This is a genomic window from Halomonas sp. DP1Y21-3 (assembly GCF_019801245.1).
In the GTDB taxonomy this organism is placed as follows: domain Bacteria; phylum Pseudomonadota; class Gammaproteobacteria; order Pseudomonadales; family Halomonadaceae; genus Halomonas; species Halomonas litopenaei.
Genome location: NZ_JAHVJM010000006.1, coordinates 1 through 19,927 on the forward strand (window position 1 = coordinate 1; position 19,927 = coordinate 19,927).

Here is a 19,927-nt window from a genome sequence, read left to right on the forward strand (position 1 = left end):
AGTGGGAACCACCTGATCCCTTGCCGAACTCAGAAGTGAAACCGCTCAGCGCCGATGGTAGTGTGGGGTCTCCCCATGCGAGAGTAGGTCATCGTCAGGCATTTATTCAGAAGAAGCCCAATTCCGAGAGGAGTTGGGCTTTTTCGCATGCATGGGGAAGACCTCTCTTTATATGTGGGGCCGCACTGCGTGCGGTCCGGCCGCTCGCAAGCTCGCGTCGTTCGTCACCCCTTGCGGCGTTGCCGCAAAACCCTGGGGTGACTCACCCCCATGCGAGAAACATTGTTATCTTGGTGGCGTCATCCGGCAGTCTTCAGGGAAGAGCGGCGGCCAGGACGGACGGGCGCTGTAGAGCAGAAGGCGGGACCGTCCATCAGGCATTTATTCAGAAGAAGCTCGGTTATCGAGAGATAGTCGGGCCTTCTTTTTGTAAAGAGCGCATGCATGGTCTCTCTACAAGTTCAGCCCCTCTCTTTATATGTGGGGCCGCGCCGATAACCCCCTCGGCGCGGTCCGGCCTGGCTCTTCTCAAGGGCAAGCTCGCGTCGTTCGTCCCCCCTTGCAGCTTCGCTGCAGCACTTGTAAAGAGCGCTGGGGTGACTCACCCCCATGCGAGCGACCTCGCTGTCTAAGCGTCATCGTCAGGATTTTCTTTAGAAGAAGCCCAATTCCGAGAGGAGTTGGGCTTCTTTCGTTTCTGCTTCCTATGCGGAATGCTGCTCTGGATGGAACAAAGGTGCTAAAGAAAGATCGAAATGGCATATTCATCGTACACAGAGCGAAGGAGGTGCCAGATGCAACGAATTCGTCATTCCGAGGGACGGCCACAGGTGACGGGGTTCTTCGATACCGCGACATCGAGCGTCCAGTACGTGGTCACGGACCCCGATACCAGACGGTGTGCCATCATCGATCCGGTGCTTGATTTCGATGCGGCCTCCGGTGCGACGTCCACCGCCAGCGCGGATGAACTGCTTGGCTACGTGAAGGAGCACGGCCTCGAAGTGGAGTGGGTGCTGGATACCCATCCCCATGCCGATCATCTGTCGGCGGCGCAGTATCTCAAGCAGCAGACGGGGGCGCCGACGGCGATTGGGCAGAAGATCACCGAGGTACAGGCGCTGTGGAAGGATATCTATCATTGGCCGGAGCTGGCCTGCGACGGTAGTCAGTGGGACAGGCTGTGGGCCGAGGGGGATCGCTTCTCCATCGGTAGTCTCGAGGTCGAGGTGATGTTCTCTCCCGGGCATACCCTGGCGTCGGTTACCTACCGCGTCGGTGATGCTGCCTTCGTCCACGACACCCTGTTTCAGCCTGACTTCGGCACGGCCCGGGCTGACTTTCCCGGTGGCGACGCTCAGGCGTTGTGGCAGTCGATACAGGACCTGCTTGCCTTGCCGGAAGATACCCGCATATTTACCGGGCACGACTATCGCCCTGGAGGCCGAGAGCCACGGTGGGAGAGCACGGTGGCTGAGCAGCGCCGTGACAACATCCATCTCCAGGGTCAGCACGAGGCCGGCTACATCGCCATGCGCAATGGACGCGACCAGGACTTGCCGATGCCTGCGCTGATGCTGCCGTCACTCCAGGTGAATATCCTTGGAGGACGTTTGCCCAAGGCAGAGTCCAACGGTCGTCGCTACCTCAAGATCCCGGTGAACGCCTTTTAAGCGCCGTAATGGCTGCTGAGAACGGCCTCCGAGAGCGGAGTCCATGAATATCTCTGCGGCGGGCGCTTGCCGATAGGGTCCGGTGAATATCATCCAGTGATGGTTCCTCGGGCCTTGCCCTTTCGATAGCGACTTCGATATCGACGTCGTTATCTAGCGCGGGCGCTTGGGCATGCGTTTCTGGTGAAGTGTCTGCTTTCACGCTAGGTTGGTCAGGCGGTTGTCGGCTCAGGTGGCATGAATGGCGCCTCTGCTTGATGGATAGTATTTCCACTTAGCCTGCGCGCGTCGGTGGTGACGCCGATCGTGTGATGGGCGCTTATGCCTTCGGCTCCAGGGCGATTGATGGAGTCCAGTGTCAGGAGAAAGGGATGTTCGATACGCTTGGTCTTGCCCTGGTGATCGGTGTCGGCGGGACGGCGCTGCTGGATCTGTGGAATTGGCTGTTGAACAAGTCGATAGGGCAACCACTGCCACCCTGGCATCTGGTCGGCCGCTGGTTTTCGGGCTTGCCCAAGGGGAGACTGGTCCATCGCCAGGGGATCGCTTCCTCGCCTGCGATCGGCGGTGAGCTCGCCATCGGCTGGATCATGCACTACGTCGTGGGCGTGAGCTTTGCCCTGGCGCTGTTGTTGGTGTGGGGAGATGGCTGGGCGTTGGCACCGACCTTTGGCCCGGCCTTGATCGTAGGCCTGGTGACGGTAGGCGCGGGCTGGTTCATCCTGCAGCCTGGCATGGGAGTGGGGGTTGCCTGCTCGGGCGCTCCCAACCCGAGCCTCGCCCGCATGAACAACGTGGTGGGCCATATCGTCTTTGCCCTGGGCATGTATCTGACGGCGCGTCTGATCACGGCGGGCTGAGCAGATACCTTGGGGTGAAGCGAGGTTCCAAATAGACGGTCTGGGCCGTCAGAGCAATGCTCTCGAGTGCCTTGTTCAATCGCTCCGGTGTCAGATCGGCCCCCGCTGCAGCCAGGGCTTCTCCGAGCAGGGCGCCAAGGGCGTAGCCGCGCAGGGCTTCGGGCCCCTGATCGTGGAGGGCGGCCCAGCTCAGGGCGTCCTGGTGCGGTATGGCGAGGATAACCTTATGGCCGGCTTCTGCCAGGGCAGCGGCGTGTTCGCCGAGATGATCCAGACAACCGACCAGGGTTCTGGGGGTGTCCAGCAGTTCACCATTTTCCAGTTCGTCGACAATATTGTCGCTGGCGACCAGGGTCACATCGGCTGCCGCCGAGAGCGGAAGACTCATGGTCATCAGCCGAAAGCGAAATTCATCGCCATGGCGGCCGAGCAGGCCCACGCGCTGTGCGCTGGTATTGCGCACTTCCCTGACGGCGGCCACCAGGCAGGCCGTCTGCAAGCGCTCTTCCAGCCGGTCGTCGATCTCGGTCAGGGTCGTCAACACGTCAGGCCGCGTCGTCACCTCGATACGTCGACCAAAAGCGCCGCCCTGGCTATTGAAGGCAGCAATGGCCGCGCTGAAGCCGATATCCAGGTCCGAATTTCCGGAGATGCCCACCAGCACTCGTGTGGGTTCGATGCCGGTGTCCGTCGCCGCCGAGAGCTGTTGCAGGTGGTCGATCAGCGAGTCCAGAACGTCGTCGTCCAGTGCATAACGTGGCATCTGCGCAGACAGTCGGCGTTGATCGGGAGCGATGCCCTGACTCAGTGCCTTCAGCAGACTCGTTCGATCATAGCCAGGCTGGTGGTCTTCGCTGGTCAATGCCGTCCAATGGACAGCAGGCGCAGTGCCATCGATCCCCAGGCCATCGACACCGTGGCAGCTTGCACAGGAGGTATGAGGCGACTCGCCGTGGGTTCCCTGCTGGTAGAGGGTCTGTCCTGACGTCAGAGGAGGGGAGTCGGCGGCTCGGGCGGAAAGCACGATGCATGAGGCCATGACGGCAAGTCGAATGCTGGCTCTCAAGGCAGGGTGTCCTCCCGCTATTGCGTGTCCATGTACAGTAACGCAGCTTCCGAGTGACTGGGCAAGCTACCATCGTCCACCCCCGGCTCCTTGGTGCCCACACACTGTAGCCGGAATTGCCGACTCAGGGCGGCCGACGGCCGAGTTTGTAGTCAGTCGACGTAGCCTCTGTCGGATGCTAATCGACAACCTGTCGGTGCGACTCGAGGTGTTCCCGAAGCCGCCCGATTTGGCACGTACCGAACAAGAATTTGCCAATTGGGTCCGCCCGAAAATGACGTCTGTCCCAATGCTGGCGGTCGCTACCTGGCGTCTCCTGGACGAGCCCGACCGGCTAGCGTCCTCAAGCGTTCGCAAAGCGCTCCCGCGGGTTCCCTGAGCAAGCTTTCTTCCCGTAGCCGTCTGGCCTGGGAGTAAAGCCCAGCAGGAGTGGAGCAGAATTGGGCAAAAGACTCGGTAGACTTAGGCGATCGTAGGCTTCGGGTTGCGGATCTTGAACAATATAACCATCCTTGTACAAGTTTGGTATATGGAAGAGCCGTGACATCGCCATGGAACAGACGCCGTCGACGGCGCGATCCTGGCTTCGCTTCGACAAGGAGGAAGAGATCCGTGACCATCTTTGAAGCCCTGCGTGAGAGCCACGACAAGCAGCGCCGCCTGCTGGAACTGCTGGTGGAGACCGAAGGCGACAGTAACGGGCGTGATGAGCTGTTCAAACGCGTCAAGAAGGAGCTCGAGAACCACGCTGGCGCAGAAGAGCGGGCCCTGTACATGCCGATGATGGAGCATGACATGACCCAAGAGAAGGCGCGGCACAGCGTGGCCGAGCACCACGAGATCGATGAGCTGATCGAGGCGCTCGAGACGACCGACTACAGTTCACCGGGCTGGCTTGCCAGCGCCAAGAAGCTGCAGCATCTGGTCACTCATCACCTCGACGAGGAAGAGCAGGAGGTGTTCCAGCTCGCCGGACGCGCCTTTGACGATGCCACCAAGGCCAACCTCGCCGAAGAGTACCTGCAGGACATGCAGGATCGGGAAGCCGGCTGAAGGCAGACGCTTTCCAAGCCGCTTGCATAAAGGGCGCCGGAGGAAACTCCGGCGCCCTTTGTCGTGTGACAGGACTCTAGGGCTTGTCTGAAAAGTGCCTGCGCTCGGTAATACGGTGTTAAAAATCGGATCAACATGCTCATTTACACCCCGTAAACTGCGCTGTCTCACCGATTTTTGCCTTGTCTAACCTTCGCTCGTCGACTTTTCGGACAGCGCCTAGGACCGGGCGTGTCGGAGTGGCGCCCCGGCGGACCAGGTTTCCAGCGCTCCACCCAGCGAATGCCTTCAACGGTGCTACCTCCGTAGCTTCGCCGAATATCCAGCGCTCTATGCCACAAGGCAGAGGTGGGTGCAGCCTGGCCAAGTCGGCCCGCCTGAAAAGATTAGTAAAAAAGAATGATGAGAAACGTACTTTAATAGTTATAATTATAATACCTTAATATCTAGAATAATAATATAAGGTGTTTTATATAGTGGTTTCTGGAATCGAGAAGCATGGTGTCACGCAGAGGCGTGAGTGTTACCTAATATGCAGTTTCGTGCATTCTTGAGACGTTTTTTAGCTAAAAATGTAACAAAATGTTCCAAAGTGCTATAACTCGGGCAAGGTTTCTTGGATGCATCTTACCGGTGTTAAGGCACTGATCAATGTGGTCTCCCTCCTTGTTCACCGGTTGTGATACGTCGGTTTGCATTCCTTCCGAGGGTTCGGTCCAGGAGCCTGGGTGACTGGCCAGTGACAATGATAATCGATCTACGACAGGGGCTTGGTGCTATGAATTCACGGGTTAGAATTCTCGACATGGAAGGGGAGGTCTGGATTCGTGATGACTCCGGTCAACTGCGTCTGCTGAGAGTAGGCGAAAGCCTATCTACCGATGCTGTTGTTTCGGCTCCCCAAGCCGCCACCTTGGTACTCGAAGGAGACCCAGCCCTTAGACTGAACCTGATGACGACGGATGGCGTGCTCGTTTCTCGACTGCTGAGTGAGAGCCCTTCGCCATCCGATTCGGGCGATTTTTACCGCGGGCCCGATGATGACACGCCCCTCGGTGAAGGGGATTTCAGTCGTACGGGAGAGGAGATCGGTGACGAAACCCTGAATGAGCTGCTGGCTGAACTCGAGGAGAATCCTCCCCAGGCGGGTAGTAGCTCATCGGCTGGAGGGAGCGGTAATGAAGGACACGGTTTCGTACGCCTTTTGCGCATCGTCGAAAACGTGGATCCGCTAGCATTCAATTTCCCACTGGCGGATGAGGTGGGCATTGAAGTGCGTGACGGTGACCCCATCGACGATGATGATGGTGCCTTGCTGGATGATGCGCTCAGCGTGAGCGTCGAACTGTTGGGCGCGGGAGCCGACGGCATCTTTTCTCTGGCGGAAATCGGCGATGATGGCAGCGTCACCGCCAGAGTGATTCTTGGTGACGATACGGAGGTCGGTGATCGCCTGGTGGTGGTTGCCGCCGATGGCAGTGTACTGCTGGATCGCCCGGTCACGGTGACTGATCTAACGGAAGGCGTCGATCTGGAAGTGCCTGTTGCGCCCGGCGATGACAGTGTCAGTGTCCAGGCGACCGTGACCGACGCCGATGGCAACAGCGACAGCGACGACGACACCAAACCGATCGACGACCAGCCGCCGACGGTGGAGGTCAATCTGGCCGGCGCCGGTGATGATGGCGTCTACAACCTGGCCGAGATCGGCGACGACGGCAGTGTCACTGCCAGGGTGACCCTGGGTTCGGGCACCGAAGTAGGCGACACCCTGAGGGTGACCGATGGTCAAGGTAACGTGCTGCTCGAGCGCAGCCTCACCGCCCGGGACTTGAGCGATGGGCTCGACGTCGAGGTGCCGGTCACCAAGGGCGACGAAAGCGTGAGCGTCACCGCCACCGTCACCGATCCTGCCGGCAACAGCGACAGCGATGACGACACCAAGCCGATCGACGACCAGCCGCCGACGGTGGAGGTCAATCTGTCCGGCGCCGGTGACGATGGTGTCTATAACCTGGCCGAGATCGGCGACGACGACAGTGTTACTGCCAGGGTGACCCTGGGCGCGGGCACCGAAGTGGGCGACACCCTGAGGGTGACCGATGGTCAAGGCAATGTGCTGCTCGAGCGCAGCGTCACCGCCCAGGACTTGAGCGATGGGCTCGACGTCGAGGTGCCTGTCGCCAAGGGCGACGAAAGCGTGAGCGTCACTGCCACCGTCACCGATCCTGCCGGCAACAGCGACAGCGACGACGATACCAAGCCGATCGACGACCAGCCGCCGACGGTGGAGGTCAATCTGTCCGGCGCCGGAAGCGATGGTGTCTATAACCTGGCCGAGATCGGCGACGACGGTAGTGTTACTGCCAGGGTGACCCTGGGCGCGGGCACCGAAGTGGGCGACACCCTGAGGGTGACCGATAGTCAAGGCAATGTGCTGCTCGAGCGTAGCGTCACCGCCCAGGACTTGAGCGATGGGCTCGACGTCGAGGTGCCTGTCGCCACGGGTGACGAAAGCGTGAGCGTCACCGCCACCGTCACCGATCCCGCCGGCAACAGCGACAGCGACGACGCCACCAAGCCCATCGACGACCAGCCGCCGAGCGTGACGATCTCACTGATCGGGGCCGGTGATGATGGTGCCTACCAGCAGAGCGAGATCGGCAACGACGACAGTGTTACCGCGCGGGTGAACCTGGGTGCCGGCACCGAAGTGGGCGACACCCTGAGAGTGACCGATGGTCAAGGCAACGTGCTGCTCGAGCGTAGCGTCACCGCCCAGGACCTGAGCGATGGGCTCGACGTCGAAGTGCCGGTGGTGGCCGGTCAGACCCACGTTCAGGCAAATGCTCGGGTCACCGATCCGGCGGGCAACTCCGACGACGCCTTGGATCGCAAGCCGGTAGCGCTGAGCATCGAATTGAGCGCCAGCAGCACGGTCGTCGAGGGTGAGTTCATTACCGTAACCGCGACCATGGACAATGTGGCCGATCGCGATGTGGTGGTGACGCTCGAAGACGGAAATACCATCACCATTGTCGAGGGCGAGCGCAGTGCCAGTATTCAGGTGGCGAGCCGACCCGATGAGCATGTGAATCAGGGGGAGACGAGCCGGGGTTTCTCCATCGAGTCGGCCACGCCCACCGGCTACGACCAGGTCGATCTTGGCGATGGCGTCACTACCCTGATGGTGGACGACAACGACATTACTCGACTGGTGCTCAAGGCCACTCCTGAGGTGAAGGAAGGTGGCGCGATCACCTACACGGTGGAGTTGCAGGATCCTCAGGGCCAGCCCCGTAGCGCCGACAAGGCGATCGCTGTGACCTTGGCCAACGGCGAGTCGCTGACTGTACCGGCGGGTCAGACCAGCGCCTCGGTCACGGTGGCCGCGCCATCAGACGATGTCTACGTCGATCCCGGCCAGGTGGTCAACTCGATCCGTGAGGCGAAGGAAGTGGAGCCTGATGGCCAGCCGGCCAGCGGTATTGGCATGCTGGAGAAGCTCGAGGTCGACTCCGCCACGGTCAGCACTCAGGTGAATGACACCATCGATGAAGTGGTGGTCTCCCTGAGTGCGCCTGACGATGCGGATGAAGGACAGGCGGTCAGCGTCACACTGACCGTCGAGGAACCACCCCAAGGCGGCCCTCTGACGATTACGCTCGACGATGGCACCAAAGTGGTCATCGCCGAGGGCGCCACCAGTGCCCAGGTGACGTTGCGTGCTCCCGATCAGGACCAGAATCTGGGGCCAGGCGAAAGCGCCGATGATACCGCTTCCTGGACCATTGGCATCGATACCTTGACGGGGGGTAACTACGAGAAGCTGGTTGCCGGGGGCGACAAGACGGTCATCGTCCATAGCGATGTCCCCGAACTGACGATCCCCGATGACAACGGTCCCACTGTGGCAGGAGACGCCAGCGTCAGCGAAGCCGGCCTCGAATCAGGCTCGCTGGCTGACGATAGCGATGTGGTGTCGGGAGCCATCGCCGTGGGCTCGGGCGGAGTCGACGAGGTGGCCAGTGTTGCATTCGGTTCCATCAGCAAGTCCCTGGCAGAGCTTCAGGCAGCGAGCGCCAGCCAGCCGATCTCTATCGACATGGCCTACGGAACCTTGTCGATCACAGGGTACGACGCGGTTGCCGATGAACTGTCCTACACCTATACGTTGACGAAACCAGCAAATCACGCCAGTGGTTCGGTGGTGGATTCGCTAGCGGTCAAGGTGACCGATGACTCCGGTGACAGCCGTCAGGATAATCTGGATATCCTGATCCGCGACGACGGTCCCTCTGCCACCAGCGACTCTCTGCAGACCACCACCGAGGGCGACGCGCGTACAAGCGGCACCAACCTGTTGGTCAACGACACCCTGGGCGCCGATGGGGCCCGGGTCGAGAGCATCACCTTTATCGATCGCAGCGGTGCCACGACCGCCCGCAGCATTTCCGACGGCGGCAGTGTTACTGTGGAGACTCGCTACGGCAGCCTGACCGTTGCAAGTGATGGAAACTGGAGCTATACGCCTGTCGCCAGCGCCGCCCATCCTCGCCCGCAGGGTAATGACAGCGGCGATACGCTGCGCGACGATTTCAGCTATGTGCTGATTGATGCAGACGGCTCTCGGTCGAACACCGCGCAGCAGCCGGTGTTGGTCAAAGACACCGAACCGAGCATCGGTGATCCGACCGATGGACGCCTCGACGAACAGTATCTGGCATCTGGCTCCGAGCCGAACACCAGCAAACGCTCGGTGAGCGGTGATCTTGATGTCAACAAAGGTCAGGACAGCATCGATACCCGGTTCACCGCTGATACCGTGGCGACCCTGAATCAGCTTGGGCTGACCTCCGAGAATCAGGCGATCGGCTATTCGCTTTCCAGTGATGGGCACACCTTGACCGCCCGTGCAGACGGCGAAACGGTATTTACCATCAGCGTGCTCGATGCCGGTAGCAACGATGCCAGCTACCGCTTCACCCTGGAGGGCCCGCTGGATCACGTGACCTCGGTGGTCGATAGCAACGGCAATATCGTGCTGACGCTACCGTTCGAGGTGATCGACAGCGACGGCGATATCGATGAAGACGACTTCCAGGTGACCGTGGTCGATGACCCGGCGCAGGAGTCTCAGAGCATCACCTTGAAAGAAGATGGCAAGAAAACCTTCTCCACCCCCGCCAACGCTACCGAAGATACCCTGGCGATCAGCGACGCGCCGGAGTATGGCAGTGTCACCATCGGTGCCGACGGCAGACTGACCTACAAGCCCGACGGCAACTACAGTGGCGCCGATGCCTTTACCTATACCTACACAGAGGGCGGCACCACCTATTCGGTAGACGTCGATGTGACCGTCACCCCCGTGGCTGACAAGCCGGATCTTCCGTCATCATCGGCGGCGACCGACGAAGATGTATCGGTGGCGCTTGGTCTTGCCGCACCATCGCCTACCGACACCACCGATCAGAACATGGGGGCAGCAGGGGACAACCCCGAACTACTGGGGGCCATTACCGTGTCCGGGCTTCCCTCTGGAGCCAAGCTGCTGAAGGCCGACGGTAGCGTTATCGACACCAAGGGCAAGAGCACGCTGACCATCAAGCTGTCCGATGGCTCCCATCTTTCGACCTTGGACGACGGTGATGTTGACCTGGTGATGACCCGTGCGGAATTCGAGGGGCTGAAGGTAGCGCCGAAGGCACAGGACGGCAGCAATTTCTCGTTATCGATCCAGGTCTCGAGCTATGAGGTCGACGCCGACGGCGAGCGTCTGAGCGGCATCCCGGGAGCCACCTCGGCGATTCGTGTCCCGGTAACGGTCCAGGCGGTCACCGATGACGTGACTTTGACCTTCGCTGACGACACCGATCACAAGGTCTTCAAGACCGCGGAAGACGTCGCCTTCAACCTGAGCGAGACGCTGAAGGCGTCTTTCGAGGATCTGGACGGCAGCGAGTATCGTGAACTGCTGCTCGAGGGATTGCCCGAGGGCACCGTGGTTACCGTCAACGACAACCTGACGCGAGTCGTTGGCGCCAGTGGCCAGGTGCGGGTACCCGCCGGTGGGCTGAGTGCTTCGACTACCGACTTCCCCGAGATCACCATTACGCCGCCGGATGACTTCAGCGGTGAAATCAAGGGAGTCTCGGTAACCTTGAGAGCGCGGGATGGCGACGCCGATGGTCCCTCGCCGACCGGCGCCTGGAAGGAAGACAAAGTCACTCTGGACATCGATGTGACTCCAGTGGTGGATAAGCCTTCCGTCAGCGCGCGCGGTACTGAAGATGAGGCCTTCAAGTTTCTCGCCTCGCTCAAGGTCGGGGATGACGACGGTGGTGGTGCGACCAGCGAGACGATCACCTCGATCGAGATCGCCGTGGTACCCGATGGCTGGGAGATCCGCAACGCCGACGGCAACCTGGTGCACACCGGCAACGGCAGCGATGGGTTCAGCGTACCCAAGAGTGACGTGGATAGCGGTGCCTTCAAGAACTACAGCCTGACCGGGCCGGCCCACGAGAGCGATGACCCAAGCCTCACGCTCAAGGTCGGGGTCACCGATACGGCCACCATCGATGGCGCTACTGTCAGCGATGAGGAGGTCAAGGAGGTGACCTACTCGCCCAAGGTCGCGCCCAAGGCGGAGGTCATTGCCGCCAGCGGCGTCAGCGACAGCGATGGCGATGGCAAGGCCGATCTCACCATGACCGGTGGGCATACCTATGGCGCCAGCGACGGTGTCGCCGAGGACGAGTGGTTCAAGCTGACCAATGATGATTTCGACTTGAAGGACGATTGGTCGAATCAGGACAGCGATGGTTCGGAGAAGACCTTCGCCCGACTGACGCCAGAGCAGCTGGATGGTCAGGCCGGAGACATGATCGGTGCCAGCTTCCGCTATCTCGATGAGGCTGGTCAGTGGGTAGAAAAGTCCTACGACGGGACCCCGGTAGAAATTCCGGTCCAGCATCTTTCCAGCGTGGAGTTTCGCCCGCCGACCAATCGCAAGGGCACCTTCCAGATCCGCGTGCAAGCGAAGACGGTGGATACCGATGGAGAGGGCAACGTGGACACTGCGGTGTCCGGCGAGGCGCTGTTGACCGGCATCCGCGTCCAGGAACCAGTAGCGGATCGTGTGTCCCTGGGCTACGAGCCGGTGGCCCAGACCGATGAAGACACGGCGGTGGCGCTTGAACTTCGGCCCCAGAGCGATGATCCCAACGAGGTCTATCGCATGACCCTGTCCGATCTGCCGGATGGGGCGGTGCTTCACTACAATGGTCAGCAGGTGGCCGATGACGGCAATGGCAACTATATCATCGACAACTTCGATGCCAGTGTGCCTCTCACCATTACACCTCCACCGGACAGCAACGAAGATTTTTCCATCAAGGCAACACCTGTCAGCGTGGACACCTTCGGTGGCGTCACCAGCGAGTTCACCGGTGAAGCACGCGATATCCTGGTCAAGGTCAAGGGAGTCGCAGACGCTCCCGAGGTGGCCACCAGCGTCGAGTCCTACGTGGAGCAGGCGCTGGACGATGGCGTGACCGAGGTACGATTGAGCGATCTTGTCACGGTGCAAAGTGGTGATCGTGATGACTCTGAATCACTGGCCTACCGCATCAGCGGGTTGGACGAAGGCTTCGCCGTGGCCGGTGCGGTGCTGATCAGTCCTGAGGATGCCGAGGGCGACGAGCGGGTCTGGGTCACCAGAGAGCTTGCCGACGTGCGCATCACCACCCCTGACAACTTCAGCGGTCGTGTCGACTTCAGTGTCACCCCGGTGGTGACCGAAGATGATGGCGATTCACGCGATGGGGACCAGCATCAGGTCTCGTTCGAAGTGACGCCGAGTCCTGAAGGGGTGATCGAGACCGATTCGCGTCTTGTCGAGGATACCCTGGGCAAGCTCGATTTCAGTCTGGTAACACAGAATGGCGACACCAACGAGATGCTCGAGACGGTGTGGATCGACGCCGCTGATGTGCTCCAGGCGCCATTTACCATCTACGTCGGCAATTCCACGAGCACCACGCTCGCCCAGGCGGCGGCCACAGACCCGGATGTCACTCTGGAGGGCGGCGAGTACAAGCTGACCAATGGCGCCTGGGAGCGTCTCTACGCCAAGGGAGATGCCAACTTCGGTGCGGGTAGCGCCGAACTGGCGCTGCGCTACCAGGTGACCGACACACCGAACGCCGGCTACGAAGGTCAGGTGGATGACGTGACGTCGGCACCCAGGGATGCCATTCATCAGGTAGTCATCGATGCCGTCACCGACACGCCGACCATCGATATCACCAGCATCGTCAACCTCTCGGGCGGTGGTGTCAGCATCACCGGCAATGACGTCAATGCCGGGACCGGTGATCGCGTTCAGGTCAATGTCGCGGTCGATCAGTCCGCCGACGCCGACGCAGGCAACCAGCCCGACGAGGACGGCAGTGAGTCGCTCCGCTATTTCCTGATCGATGGTGTGCCGGAGGGCGTCAGTGTGGAAGGGGCCGAATATATCGGCGTGGTGGCCGGTGACAGCGGCGGCCGCCAGTGGCGAATCGAGTTGGACCCGCCCCAGAGTTTCGACGGCCCCATTCCGCAGCAGCACTCTTTCGTCTTTGTCCTGGGGGAAGGGGGGCAACTGAACGATATCAACAACCACTCCATCACTATCACCGCGGTGACCCAGGACGCCGGGGGCAACACCCTGGAGCAGAGCGCCAGCGCAAGCTGGACGCTGAGCGGCAGTGGCGATGACAACGACGGGGAGGATGCCTCCGATATCGAGCGCTGGGACAACGACTCCAGTGCTGCCATGACCGAGGACTCGGCGTCTCCGCTGTCGCAGCTGATCGATGCCCAGATCGCCGGGAACGACGGTGCCAGCTCCATCACCCTCAGCAATCTGCCGCCGGGGACCGTGGTTACGGGCATGGAGGAGACCACGGTCAACGGCCAATCGGTGTGGTACGCCAGTACCGACGGCGGTGGTCAGGCCGCATTGGATGACCTGATGGCGTCGATCAGCGTGACGCCACCGGCCAACTGGAATGACAATGGCGAAGATTTCACCTTCGACGCCACCCTGACCACCCGCTCATCCAGTGGCAAGGAAAACTCACATTCTGTCACCGTGGACCCCCCGGTTACTCCGGTGACGGATACCCCCGAGGTCAGCGTATCGGGCGAGCTGGCCGACAATGGTCGTGATGTTGACTTCGAGGTCGGCGTCACCAGCCCTGCCGACAGCCCGGACGTTACGCTGGTGGACGGTCAACTGGTTCTGACCCTCGACGAGAGTGGAGCAACCGATGCCGATGGTGGTGCCGCGCCAGGCGGTACCCTGTTCTACAACGGCCAGGCGCTGACGCCAGGATCAGATGGTCGCTACGTCATCGACGGCGTCGCAGTCGGAGACACGGTCAATCTGACCTACCGTCCGGCGGTGGGGGTCTGGGGAGACGTCTCGCTTGTCGCCGAAGGCTCCACCCAGGAAACCGACGCGACCAATCGGGAAGCCGATCAGGACCAGGCCAGCGTCGAGGTACCGCCGCCGCCGCCGGAAGTGTCGGTCAACGACATCCGGGGCGAGGAGGACAGCCTGATCGATGTCAGCGGTCTCGAGGTTGATTTGCTCGACCCCTCCCAGACCCTGGAAGCGGTGCTGATCGATGGCCTGCCTAACGGCTGGCTGGTGATGACGGGTGCCGACGCGGCTTCCGCGACCCTGGCGGAGAACGTAGGCAAGGGCAGCTGGTCGATTCTCAAGCCTGACGGGAGTTTGCCTGCCTACGTCGGCCTGATCCCTCCACGTGACTGGAGCGGAGACCTCAGTGGCGCCGATAGCCTCTCGGTGACAGCCATCGCCGGCCGTGATGGCGAACGTTACATCGGTGACGAGGCGTTCTCGGTGTTGGTGGACGCCGTGGCCGATCCGATCGAGGCCGATCCGTTGCTGAGCTTCGGCGATGAGGGCGACAGAATTCCGCTCAACCTCAACGCCTCGGTGCTGGATCGAGACGGTTCCGAACAGGTGACGTTGACCCTCAAGGGGCTGGGGGAGCACGCCAGCTTCTTCAGTGGCGACAATCTTCTGGACTGGACCTACGACGCCGGAACCGATACCTATGTGATCGATGACATCTCAATCGACCAACTGAATGCGCTGACGCTGGTGCAGAAGGCGACCGATGGCAATGTCACCCTGGACTTCAGCCTGGCCACCGTGGACGGTCAGGATACCCTCGACCCGCCTTATGAAGGCCAGGTGGATCTCGATATCCGCGCAGTGGAGCCGACGACCGGTGACGATACGCTGCTCTACAGCGGCAAGGCGATCAATGGTCTCGGTGGTGACGATGTGGTCGAGTTGCGCTTTGGCGAGGACATCGATCCCGGCAAGGTGCGCAATATCGAGACACTGGACCTGATGGGGGAGGGCCAGGACCATGACGTTACCTTGAGTGCACAGGATGTGCTCGACATGACCAGTGGTGATGAGCTGTTTGTGCGTGGTGACGCCGGAGACAGGGTCTCCTTGAGAGCCGATGAATGGTCCGCCACCGGCAATCAGGTGCAGGAAGATGGCATCACCTACAACGTCTACGATGGAAACGGCAACGCCGTGCTCAAGATCCAGGATGGTATCGACGTGGACATCTGATTCGCCGACTTGCCCGGCAGGTGGCAACGGGGGACACGGTCCCCCGTTGCCGCATGGCTAGCGTGAATCGCTGGCTCGGGGGTAGTCGTGGCGCCTCTTCGCAAGCAGATGCACAGGCAGTTGAGCCGCAGAATGGTCAGCTGTCTTGCTGCTCGTCGAGCAGGTGGCTCAGGGCGTCCTTGCGGTTTTCGTAGATGTGCGGTGCATCGGCACGGCGCTCCAGCGCGTCGCCGAGCTTGAGGCGCAGGAAGGCACTGGTGGTGTAGCGAGTGACGCGCTCGTAGAAGCGCTCGGACAATCCGCAGATCATTTCGGTGTAGCGCTCGACAAGGTGCGGCGCGATGGTGAAGTTGTCGTAGTTGACGATGGCATAGACAGGACGGCCCAGGGGCTCAAGCAGGCGTTCGACCTCCCTCTCGATGGTGGCGATGGTGTCATCGTCGTTGACCGCCAGTCCCTCGAAATTGATGAAGAACTGGTAAGTGTCGAGATCGACGCTCAAGCGCTCGGCGATCGGGCGCTCCAGCAGGGTCTCGAGCAGGTCCATGGAGGCGCTGTCGAACAGGCGGGGATCCATGGTGGCAAGGGGCGCGTCGATGTGGGGCCGAAAGTCCATCAGCGCCAGGATGTCGCGCTCCAGTTCCACCCCCGGGGCGATCTCGATCAGCGTCAGCCCTTGCGCGCGCAGTTCGAACACGCAGCGCTCGGTGACGTAGAGCACCGGCTGGCCGCGCTTCGCCGCCAGGGGACCGCTGAAGGTGCGGTGCTCGACGCGCTCGACAAACTTGCGCTGGCTGCCGTCGGCGTCGATCTTTAGTCTTCCCGACTCGATGGACAGTTGGGCACCGGCGGTGAAGGTGCCGACGAACACTAGCCGTTTGGCGTTCTGGCTGATGTTGATAAAGCCGCCAGCGCCGGCAAGCCTGGGGCCGAAACGGCTGACGTTGACGCTGCCCTCCTGGTCGACCTGGGCGAGACCGAGAAAGGCGATGTCCAGGCCGCCGCCATCGTAGAAGTCGAACTGGCTGGGCTGGTCGATGATCGCCTGGGTATTGATGGCGGCGCCGAAGTCGAGCCCGCCCGCCGGCAGACCGCCGATGACGCCGGGCTCGGCGGTCAGCGTCAGGTACTCCAGCAGCCCTTCCTCATTGGCCACGTTGGCGATGCCCTCGGGCATGCCGATGCCCAGATTGACGATGCTGTTGGGCCGAAGCTCGAAGGCGGCGCGGCGAGCGATGACCTTGCGCTCGGTCAGCGAGAGGCTGGCGATGTCATTCATCGGCGCCTTCAGTTCGCCGGCGAAGGCACGACTGAACTGGGTGGCGAAGGTCTGCCAGTGATGCTCGGGCTGTGCCAGCACCACGGCGTCGACCAGCACGCCGGGGATCTTCACGTCCTTGGCCTTGAGGGTGCCTCGTTCGGCCAGACTCTCGACCTGGACGATGACGATGCCTCCGGAGTTGTGCACCGCCATGGCAATGGCCTGCATCTCCAGAAACAGCGCCTCACGCTCCATCGTCACATTGCCGTCGGCGTCGGCGGTGGTCCCGCGCAGTAGCGCGACCTGAATCGGCTGAGCCTGGTAGAACAGGTACTCCTCGCCATCGATAGGCATCAGCCGCACGCGATCTTCGGTGGTGCGCTCGTTGATCTTGCCGCCCCCCTGGCGTGGGTCGACAAAGGTATCGAGCCCCACCTTGGTCAGGGTGCCCGGCTTGCCGGCGGCGGTGTCGCGAAATAGATGGGAGATCACGCCCTGTGGCAGGTTGTAGGCCTCGATCTGGTTGTCGATGGCCAGCTTCTGCAAGCGGGGTACCAGCCCCCAGTGGCCTCCGATGACGCGCTTGAGCAGTCCCGGGTGACCGAAGTGATCGACGCCACGGCCCTTGCCGTCGCCCTGGCCGGCGGCGTAGATCAGCGTCAGGTCACGAGGATGGCCGGACTCCACGAAGCGTTGCTCCAGCGCTACCGCCAGTGCCTCGGGAAAGGCCACCCCGACGAAGCCGCCGGTGGCAAGGCTGTCGCCGTCACGGATCAGCTGTACCGACTCCTCGGCACTGACCACCTTGTTGCGTTGGCGACTGACGCTGGGAGGAGTGCGATGGGGCATGGGTGTTCCTTTTCAAGCCATGGGGATAGGGGGGCACGTCGGCACGCAGAGCCTATGGACCAGTGTGAGCGACATGAAGGCGGCGAGAGGTCGAGATGCTTGACGGTGCAAAGGAGAGAGTCGTTGCTTGGCCCTTGAAGTCAGTCGCTGACTGTCCCACTCTATACAAAAGTGGTACACAACCTTCACGTCACGTGCAGAGAAGGGCTTCTGCCGCAGACGTCTGTTGCGTACCGCCGGCCCCCAGGGATGCCCGTGGTGGCGGGGGTCATGACGTTCGCCATGTCGATGAGCCGAAGGAGTGGATCCATGTCTACACAGCAACCCCCTCAGCAACAGCATCGTCAGCCCGGCAGCGAGTCGGCCATGCAGCCCGAGCCCGAGGTGATCCGTGACAGCTACCGTGGCAGCGGCAAGCTGGACGGCAAGGTGGCGCTGATCAGCGGCGGCGACAGCGGTATCGGTCGCTCCGTGGCGGTGCACTATGCCCGTGAGGGCGCGCACTGCGCCATCGTGCATCTGGAAGAAGATCAGGACGCCGAGACCACCCGCCAGATGGTCGAGAAGGAAGGCGGTGAGTGCCTGGTGCTCAAGGGGGACGTCGGTGATGCCGACTTCTGTCGTCAGGCCGTGGCCAGCACCATCGAGCGCTTTGGACGGCTCAATATCCTGGTCAACAACGCCGCCGAACAGTATGACTGGTCCGATATTACCGAGGTGGATGAGGCGCAGCTGGAGCGGACCTTCCGCACCAATGTCTACAGCCACTTCTATTTGTCCAAGGCGGCGGTGCCCCACCTCGACGCCGGCGATACCATCATCGCTACCTCCTCGATCAATGCCTTCAAGGGCAATGACACCCTGCTCGACTACACCGCAACCAAGGGGGCGGTGCAGGCACTGGTACGTTCGCTGGCGGCGACCCTGATGGATCGCGAGATTCGCGTCAACGCAGTGGCCCCGGGGCCGGTATGGACGCCGTTGATCCCAGCGAGCTTCGACGAACAAAAGGTCGCCAAGTTCGGTGGTCAGGTGCCGATGAATCGGGCAGGCCAACCCAGTGAGATGGGGCCCGCCTATGTCTATCTGGCCAGCGAAGAGTCGTCCTACATGAGTGGCCAGACGCTGCACCTCAATGGCGGCGTGGTGCTCAATACCTGAGATGCCGCGGGAGGCTGCGCGACTCGCCTCTCCAGCGGCAGCGATGAAAGGCGGGATCGAAATGACAGGCGAGCCGGCACGGGCCGGCTCGCCTGTTGACCGTCTGGGCGACGTTACTGGTTGAGTTCCTGCTCGGTGAACAGGTCGGCGAACAGCGCCGAGCTCAAATAGCGCTCAGCGCTGTCTGGCAGTACCACCACGATATTCTTGCCGGCGAACTCGGGCAGCTTGCTGACACGCACCGCAGCCTCGACCGCTGCCCCGCAGGAAATGCCGCAGAGGATGCCTTCCTCACGCATCAGTCGATGGGCCATGGCCATGGCGTCCTCGTTGGTGACCGTCTCGACGCGATCGACCAGATCCATGTCCAGATTGTCCGGCACGAAGCCGGCACCGATACCCTGGATCTTGTGGGGAGCGGGCTTGAGTTCCTTGCCTTCCCTGGCCTGGGTCAGGATGGGGGAGTCGGTGGGCTCTACCGCCACGGTGGTGATCGCCTTGCCCTGGGTCTTCTTGATGTAGCGCGAGACCCCGGTCAGGGTGCCCCCGGTGCCGACGCCCGCTACGAAGACATCGACCTCGCCGTCGGTATCGTTCCAGATCTCGGGACCGGTGGTGGTCTCGTGGATGCGCGGGTTGGCCGGGTTGGAGAACTGCTGGGGCAGGAAGTAGGTCGACGGATCGGACTTGGCCATCTCTTCGGCCTTGGCGATGGCGCCGGGCATGCCCTTGGCCGGCTCGGTCAGCACCAGCTCGGCGCCCAGGGCCTTCAGTACCTTGCGCCGCTCCAGGCTCATGGAGGCCGGCATGGTCAGGGTCAGCGGGTAGCCCTTGGCGGCGGCAACGAAGGCCAGGGCGATGCCGGTATTGCCGCTGGTGGGCTCGATGATGGTCATGCCCGGCTTGAGCACGCCGCGTTCCTCGGCATCCCAGATCATCGCCGCACCGATCCGGCACTTGACGCTGTAGGCCGGATTGCGCCCCTCGACCTTGGCCCAGATCGTGGCGCCTTCATTGACCCGGTTCAGCCTCACCAGCGGGGTGTTGCCGATTGCCTGGGCATTGTCGTCGTGGATGCGAGCCATGTCTGACCTCCGTTGCAGGGCCCCGGGTAGCCAGTACAGGCGAGTCGACCAGGGGCAAATGATGGATGCGAAAGAAATCTATCGAGCGTCCACTATGCCTCAGGTTGGCGCCCGCCACGAGAGAGCGAGGGCTCGCTTACCGCCAGAGGAATTAAAGCGGCTGGCGAAACAGCACGCGCCCGCATCAAGCGGGCGCGTGATTTGCATGGTGAACGCCGTCGCCGTTCAGGACCCAAGGTCGGGTCTC

The 19,927-nt window shown here is 61.7% G+C and carries 8 protein-coding genes and 1 rRNA gene; 6 read left to right on the forward strand and 3 right to left on the reverse strand.

Annotated elements, in window-relative coordinates:
• The 3 genes from rrf to KUV74_RS16635 form a co-directional block, all read left to right on the forward strand.
• Nucleotides 1-100, forward strand: a 5S ribosomal RNA gene (gene rrf / locus KUV74_RS16625); the annotation flags it as partial.
• 694 nt (nucleotides 101-794) lie between these two features.
• Nucleotides 795-1,673 (forward strand): MBL fold metallo-hydrolase, encoded by an 879-nt coding sequence (locus tag KUV74_RS16630; protein WP_124804256.1) that lies wholly within the window; start codon nucleotides 795-797, stop codon nucleotides 1,671-1,673.
• 371 nt (nucleotides 1,674-2,044) lie between these two features.
• Entirely contained in the window at nucleotides 2,045-2,533 is a 489-nt protein-coding gene (locus KUV74_RS16635) for a DUF2938 family protein (RefSeq protein WP_108447578.1), read from the forward strand.
• On the opposite strand, the gene KUV74_RS16640 is transcribed toward KUV74_RS16635, so the two are convergent.
• Nucleotides 2,520-3,572 (reverse strand): c-type cytochrome, encoded by a 1,053-nt coding sequence (locus tag KUV74_RS16640; protein ID WP_222516899.1) that lies wholly within the window; start codon nucleotides 3,570-3,572, stop codon nucleotides 2,520-2,522. The two genes, KUV74_RS16635 and KUV74_RS16640, sit on opposite strands and share 14 nt — an antisense overlap.
• A gap of 639 nt (nucleotides 3,573-4,211) precedes the next feature.
• Here KUV74_RS16640 and KUV74_RS16645 point away from each other — a divergent pair.
• Nucleotides 4,212-4,652, forward strand: a complete 441-nt coding sequence (locus tag KUV74_RS16645) for a hemerythrin domain-containing protein (protein ID WP_222516900.1) — start codon at nucleotides 4,212-4,214, stop codon at nucleotides 4,650-4,652.
• A 1,261-nt stretch (nucleotides 4,653-5,913) separates the two neighbouring features.
• Nucleotides 5,914-15,324 carry an immunoglobulin-like domain-containing protein gene (locus KUV74_RS16650; RefSeq protein ID WP_222516901.1) on the forward strand — a complete coding sequence of 3,137 codons (9,411 nt, stop codon included), beginning with the start codon at nucleotides 5,914-5,916 and terminating at the stop codon, nucleotides 15,322-15,324.
• Between the two features lie 136 nt (nucleotides 15,325-15,460).
• Here KUV74_RS16650 and KUV74_RS16655 read toward each other — a convergent pair whose 3' ends face one another.
• Entirely contained in the window at nucleotides 15,461-17,434 is a 1,974-nt protein-coding gene (locus KUV74_RS16655) for an acyl CoA:acetate/3-ketoacid CoA transferase (RefSeq protein WP_213230575.1), read from the reverse strand.
• 309 nt (nucleotides 17,435-17,743) lie between these two features.
• On the opposite strand from KUV74_RS16655, the gene KUV74_RS16660 reads away from it, so the two are divergent.
• On the forward strand, nucleotides 17,744-18,595 hold the full coding sequence (locus tag KUV74_RS16660; RefSeq protein WP_222516902.1) for an SDR family oxidoreductase: 852 nt from the start codon (nucleotides 17,744-17,746) through the stop codon (nucleotides 18,593-18,595).
• Nucleotides 18,596-18,708: 113 nt separating this feature from the next.
• On the opposite strand, the gene cysK is transcribed toward KUV74_RS16660, so the two are convergent.
• Nucleotides 18,709-19,680, reverse strand: coding sequence for a cysteine synthase A (gene cysK / locus KUV74_RS16665; protein ID WP_222516903.1), 972 nt, complete (start codon nucleotides 19,678-19,680; stop codon nucleotides 18,709-18,711).
• Nucleotides 19,681-19,927 lie beyond the last annotated feature (247 nt).

Coding starts and splice junctions, on each gene's coding strand:
- cysK (WP_222516903.1), bottom strand. CDS start 19,680: ATGGCTCGCATCCACGACGACAATGCCCAGGCAATCGGCAACACCCCG.
- KUV74_RS16640 (WP_222516899.1), bottom strand. CDS start 3,572: ATGGCCTCATGCATCGTGCTTTCCGCCCGAGCCGCCGACTCCCCTCCT.
- KUV74_RS16630 (WP_124804256.1), top strand. CDS start 795: ATGCAACGAATTCGTCATTCCGAGGGACGGCCACAGGTGACGGGGTTC.
- KUV74_RS16660 (WP_222516902.1), top strand. CDS start 17,744: ATGTCTACACAGCAACCCCCTCAGCAACAGCATCGTCAGCCCGGCAGC.
- KUV74_RS16655 (WP_213230575.1), bottom strand. CDS start 17,434: ATGCCCCATCGCACTCCTCCCAGCGTCAGTCGCCAACGCAACAAGGTG.
- KUV74_RS16635 (WP_108447578.1), top strand. CDS start 2,045: ATGTTCGATACGCTTGGTCTTGCCCTGGTGATCGGTGTCGGCGGGACG.